The 6,270-nt window shown below is 38.7% G+C and carries 3 protein-coding genes; all 3 read left to right on the top strand.

The genetic code is table 11. The features are described from left to right. The first annotated feature begins 586 nt into the window (after positions 1-586). The 3 genes from ilvD (at position 587) to AC3DU7_RS21685 (ending at position 5,918) form a co-directional block, all read left to right on the top strand. Positions 587-2,272 carry a dihydroxy-acid dehydratase gene (ilvD, locus tag AC3DU7_RS21695; protein ID WP_488041382.1) on the top strand — a complete coding sequence of 562 codons (1,686 nt, stop codon included), beginning with the start codon at positions 587-589 and terminating at the stop codon, positions 2,270-2,272. A gap of 598 nt (positions 2,273-2,870) precedes the next feature. After that, positions 2,871-5,150 carry a PBP1A family penicillin-binding protein gene (locus AC3DU7_RS21690; RefSeq protein ID WP_488041381.1) on the top strand — a complete coding sequence of 760 codons (2,280 nt, stop codon included), beginning with the start codon at positions 2,871-2,873 and terminating at the stop codon, positions 5,148-5,150. A gap of 153 nt (positions 5,151-5,303) precedes the next feature. Further along, positions 5,304-5,918 (top strand): hypothetical protein, encoded by a 615-nt coding sequence (locus AC3DU7_RS21685; protein WP_488041380.1) that lies wholly within the window; start codon positions 5,304-5,306, stop codon positions 5,916-5,918. Positions 5,919-6,270: the final 352 nt, after the last annotated feature.

The following is a 6,270-nucleotide window of genomic DNA, read 5'->3' as shown; positions in this document are numbered from 1 at the left end:
CATAAGGGTTAACGAAGTCAGAAGTCAGAAGTCAGAAATTATTTTTGTAACTAGGACATATCAAAAGCTTAAAACTCAGACAACGCCAGATTTTTCCTTCTTCCTTCTTCCATACACCAAATTAAGGGCCTAAGTTTATTCATTAATTGATAATTGATAATTACCTCTGGTTAAAACCGCTACGGAATTGAATATAAGGAAATATTATTTCTTCTCTTGGTTGATTGGATATGGCGTTAGCGGAGCGGCTCTGATAAGAGCAGGGGACCTCGCCATCCCTCAACCGCTTTTTTCCCCTTAGAGCTGATTTATAAAGTAAATATTAATGAAGATAAATACCTTACAGTGTAAGGGTTTGAGTCTATCTAAACCCCAGGGCATAGTTTTCGGCAAACCCCTGTTAGAAAAGGGTTTCAGCTCAGTTTACAAATCAGCTCTAAAAAGGGGAGGCTTTAAACCAGAATTATTTAATTATTAATTATTAATTATTAATTATTAATTATTCGGTAACTTTATCGTAAATATCTCAAAAACCAGGCTTATCTTCTGAGAAAATCAAGAATATAAGTAAAACAAAAAAAATACTATGCCAGAGAATGTAAGAAGCCAATTAATAACAAAAGGAGTACAACGTGCTCCTAACCGAGCTATGCTCAGAGCTGTAGGTTTTGAAGATTCAGACTTTACTAAACCAATTATCGGAGTCGCTAACGCTTATAGCACTATTACCCCCTGCAATATGGGCATCAATGATTTGGCCATGCGGGCCATGGCAGGAGCCAAACAAGCAGGGGCAATGCCACAGATATTTGGCACAATTACAATTAGCGATGGTATTTCTATGGGAACTGAGGGGATGAAATATTCTCTCGTTTCTAGGGATGTCATTGCCGACTCCATCGAAACAGTTTGTAATGGCCAGGCCATGGACGGAGTTTTAGCTATTGGCGGTTGTGATAAAAATATGCCAGGGGCAATGATAGCGATCGCTCGAATGAATATTCCGGCGATATTTGTCTATGGTGGTACTATCAAACCAGGTAACTATAATGGCGAAGACTTAACTGTAGTTAGTGCTTTTGAAGCAGTAGGAAAATACAGTGCCGGAAAAATTGATGAAACAGAGCTGAAAGAAATTGAACGTAGAGCTTGTCCAGGTGCTGGATCTTGTGGAGGAATGTTTACGGCAAATACTATGTCTTCAGCTTTTGAAGCAATGGGTATGAGTCTGATGTATTCATCAACTATGGCGGCGGAAGATGCAGAAAAAGCTGATAGTACTGAGGAGTCAGCCAAAGTTCTAGTAGAGGCTATCCGCAAACAAATTCTACCTCGTCAAATAATTACCCGCAAGGCGATAGAAAACGCAATTTCAGTAATTACTGCAGTTGGAGGTTCCACTAATGCAGTTCTACATCTATTAGCCATTGCTCATGCTGCTAATGTAGAATTATCCATTGATGATTTTGAAACTATTAGAGCAAGAGTACCTGTATTGTGCGATCTGAAGCCAAGCGGTAGATACGTTACAACAAATTTACATCAAGCAGGTGGCATCCCTCTAGTAATGAAAATGCTCCTCGAACATGACTTACTTCACCCAGATGCTCTAACTATTACAGGTAAAACTATTGGAGAACAGTTAGCAGACGTACCTTCGGAACCACCCTCCAATCAAGATGTAATTCGTCCTTGGGATAACCCGATGTATACTCAAGGACATTTAGCTATTTTAAAAGGAAATCTGGCAACTGAGGGAGCTGTTGCTAAAATTACAGGAGTCAAGAACCCAGAAATAACAGGTCCAGCAAAAGTATTTGAGTCAGAAGAAGCTTGCTTAGAGGCAATATTAGCAGGAAAAATTCAAGCAGGAGATATTATTGTCGTCCGTTATGAAGGACCGAAAGGTGGGCCAGGAATGCGAGAAATGTTGGCACCAACTTCGGCTATTATTGGTGCTGGTTTAGGAGATAAAGTAGGATTGATTACTGATGGTAGGTTTTCTGGTGGTACTTACGGTATGGTAGTTGGTCATGTAGCTCCAGAAGCAGCAGTAGGTGGCGCGATCGCTCTGATAAAGGAAGGAGATATGATTACTATTGATGCTCACCAGCGTTTGTTACAGTTAAATATTTCTGATGAGGAACTACAACAGCGTCGTCAAACATGGCAACCTCCAGCACCCCGGTATACCAGAGGTGTATTAGCAAAATATGCGAAGTTAGTATCTTCTAGTAGTTTTGGCGCAGTAACTGATGCTGGATTAGATTAGAAGTGTGGTACAATCAATATCAATTTGCGAGATTTTCCAGTAAAATTAGATTTAGATAAAAGATATTGTAGACATCCTGAATTACAGTTTCTGTGTTGTAGGTTAGGATGTCATATCAAATCCGGTAGCATTGGTGTTATTCAGTGTTCAAAGATAAAAGCCTATATTGTAGGGGCGAATGGCCATTCGCCCCTATAAGTTATATAACAATCGAGCTATCTATAATTAGGGTTTGCTGATTAAATATCAAAGTCGTTTATAGATAAAGGTTTGAGCATTTTTAGAACCTGAAAAAGTACCTGATTTTCGCCTTATAAAGCTCAGAAAGTGGGTATTTTGGCGTATAGTTGGGCAGAGTAGGCAAGGGATAATTTTTCTGAGTACTTCCTCTATAACTCCCTCTAGCTCTTGATTCTTAGCTACTGCCTATTCCCTACTCCCTACTCCCTGCCGAGCGCAAAAAGACTAGTGAAGCGCAAACCCTAATTACTCTGAAGCCAAAGGATTTGATGTCAATTAATTCTCAAGCAAATTGCCGAAAAATTGGGTTAGTACATTCGCCAACTCCCTGTTCCCAGATTAGCTGTTTCCTCCAGTTATGAATTATCCACGACCTCCTCGTAACTCTCAAACTCTCTTGGGCAATATTACCCAGATGGTTACTATTCATGCCGTCAACCTTTCCCGACTAGCACTAAGACCTAATGCTAAAGTACCCGAACTCTGGATACAGGAAGCAAAAGCTACTCCAACTAAAAAACGTCTTTTAGGCGATCGCTATTTACTAGGTCGTTCTTCCCAAGCTTGTGATATTGTTATTCGTAATCCCCTGATTAGTAAAATTCATTTATCTATCTCCAAAAATACTCATAAATCTAACGTTTCTTATGTAGTTAAAGATGAGAATTCTGCTAATGGTCTCTACAATGGGCAAAAAAAGATTTCTAGTCTTAGCTTACGTCACGGCGATGTTCTAACTTTAGGACCACCTGAATTAGCTGATACTGTTAAAATTCGATATGTAGACCCTCCTGCCTGGTATTTTCAAGCATTTCGTTATGCTGTCTTCGGCATTTCTGGATTAACCGCTTTAATCAGTTTACTTATTTTGTTGGAATGGACAAAATTTCAGGTAGACCCTTTACCGAATCCAATTACTGGCCCAGTAGTTATCTATGCTCGTGATGGACAAACTCCTCTACGTCCAGCTTACAGAAATGCTCATTATGAATTAGGGCGCATCTCTAAATTCTCTCAATATTTACCTGATGCAGTTATTGCTTCTGAAGATAGTCGCTTTTATTGGCATTTCGGCGTAGACCCCATCGGAATTACTAGAGCAGTATTGACAAATTTGAGGGCAGATGGTATAAGCCAGGGAGGAAGTACAGTAACTCAACAATTAGCAAGAAGCGTCTTTCGTGACTATGTAGGTACAGAAGATTCTGTGGGTAGGAAACTACGGGAGGCAATAGTATCTTTCAAAATAGAAGCTTTTTATAATAAAAACGAAATATTATTAAATTATCTGAATAAAGTTTATTTAGGGTTAGATTTATACGGATTTGAAGATGCCTCTAGATTTTATTTTGGCAAAAGCGCTCAAGATTTAACCTTATCAGAAGCAGCAACATTAGTAGGAATTTTACCAGCACCCAATACTTTTAATCCCGTAGAAAATTATCAAATAGCTATAGAAAAAAGAGATGGAGTAATTTATCGCATGCTCACTTTGGGCATGATTAACCAACAAGAAGCAGATAGAGCAAGGCGATCGCGGGTAGAAATTAATCCTAAAGCTATAGAAATTCTCCAGAGTACAATAGCACCTTATTATTATAGTTATGTATTTAGTGAACTGGAAGAATTGTTAGGAGAAGAATTAGCTAGAGAAGGAAATTTTGTTGTTCAAACAGCTTTAAATCCTGAAATTCAAACCTTAGCAGAAACAAGTTTAAAAGAAGCAATTAACAATGCCGGTTCTTATGCTAATTTTTCCCAAGGTGCTATAGTCACAATAGACTCTAAAAATGGAGAAGTCATCGCCTTGACTGGAGGTGCAGATTATCAACAGAGTCAGTTTAACCGGGCAACTCAAGCACAACGTCAACCAGGATCTACTTTTAAAATCTTTGCCTACGCTGCTGCTTTGGAAAGAGGGATACCACCAACAAAAATATATTCTTGTAGCTCCATGAGATGGATGGGGCAAACCTACGGAGGTTGTCAACGCAGTGGCGGCAATACAAATATGTACACTGGAATAGCACTCTCTGAAAACGTGGTAGCTTTGCGAGTTGCCCAACAAGTGGGTTTAGGTAATGTAGTCAGGATGGCAAAGCGTTTAGGGGTTAAATCTAAGTTAGATGCTGTACCAGGATTAATATTGGGTCAAAATGAAGTTAACGTCTTAGAAATAACTGGCGCTTATGGAACGATCGCTAACCGTGGAGTAGGAAACCGCCCTCATACCATTAGAAAGATTATTGATAGTAGTGACTGTAGCGATCGCGATAATATCTACACTTGTCGTTGTATTTATTCCTATAATTCAGATCCAAAATGTGAAAACCCTCAAGGAGATATTCAAGCTAACCGCCAGATTTTACAACCACAAATAGCAGATACCATGACTCAAATGCTCCAAGGAGTAGTGCAATATGGTACTGGTCGTGGAGCTTATGTAGGATTAGATGAAGCAGGTAAAACGGGTACAACTAATCGAGGAGTAGATTTATGGTTTGTTGGTTATATTCCTAACAAAAGTATGGTGACAGGAATTTGGTTAGGAAATGATAATAATTCTCCTACTTATAGTAGTAGTGGACAAGCAGCTCAGTTATGGGGAAATTATATGAAAAAAGTTGTGGGTGAGTAATAATATCAAACCCATAAGGAATCAACTTTAAACTATCGAAAGTCACCATAACCCCATGGCTTTATCAGTTATCAGTTATCAGTCTATTAGTGGGCTAAGATAGCTAAAACTGTACAGAGCTATTTTTTCCTATTACAGATAATTTATATAATTATGTCTATAAGTTCAGTTATTGACCCAAATCAGTCTTATACCTTTGCTGATTATTTTAAATTAAACTCCGAACCAGACGATATTCTATCGTATTTTGGCTATGGGTATGAGTCGCGATCGCTTACTTTACCCCAAACTCATCGCCAACTTGAAGGATTAGACATTTTAAAACAACGCTTGGAAGAAATTTTACCTTGTGTCAGTTTAACTAGCGAAATGGCTAGACGGGAGTTTCTCATCGCTCCGGTTTTGATGGAACTAATTCACTACACCCAAGCTAAAATTAAGGTGAGTTATTCTTTAAAAGTTAGCGAACAGTTGAAAGGAGAATTAGATTATTTTCTCCAAACCCAAACTCAATTTTTAGTTATTGAAGCTAAAAATGCTGACTTACAAAGAGGTTTCACACAACTTGCAGTAGAATTGATCGCTGTCAAGCAAGCAGAATTTACTAGCAATTCTCTGTTATACGGTGCAGTATCAATGGGTAATATTTGGCAATTTGCTGTTCTTGATACTCAAACAAAGCAAATAATACAAGATATAAATTTGTATCGAGTTCCCACAGACTTGTTAGAGTTACTTCAGGTTATTATAGGAATTTTAGAAGCATGAAAAAGGAATATCTGAAATGGGAGCAAAATGCTCCCACTACCATTTGTAGCTGTCTTCCCTTGCCATGCGACTTTTGCTAGACTCCAAATTATCGTTTGGGGTATCTGCGGATGTCACCCAAAAGATCCCTTGAATGGTTTGAGATTCAGAAAGAGGCAGGAACTCGTGGGGTCATATCATTTTCGGTTGAATAGTTACACTTTAGAGGAAGGAAGGCAGAAGGAAGAAGGCAGAGGGCAGAAGGGAAAGAAAAGTTAGAAGGGAAAAAGGTTTTTTATCACTAATTATCCGGACATGATATTATAGCGCTTTTCACATGGATAGACTACAGTTAGTATGGGCAACCCAAAAG

This window comes from Okeania sp. (assembly GCF_983059655.1).
Note: the sequence above shows the minus strand (reverse complement) of the source record. Positions and strands in the feature narration are given on the sequence as shown.

What these genes read in the sequence shown, in the direction of transcription:
- ilvD (WP_488041382.1), top strand. Translation starts at nt 587, where the DNA reads ATGCCAGAGAATGTAAGAAGCCAATTAATAACAAAAGGAGTACAACGT.
- AC3DU7_RS21685 (WP_488041380.1), top strand. Translation starts at nt 5,304, where the DNA reads ATGTCTATAAGTTCAGTTATTGACCCAAATCAGTCTTATACCTTTGCT.
- AC3DU7_RS21690 (WP_488041381.1), top strand. Translation starts at nt 2,871, where the DNA reads ATGAATTATCCACGACCTCCTCGTAACTCTCAAACTCTCTTGGGCAAT.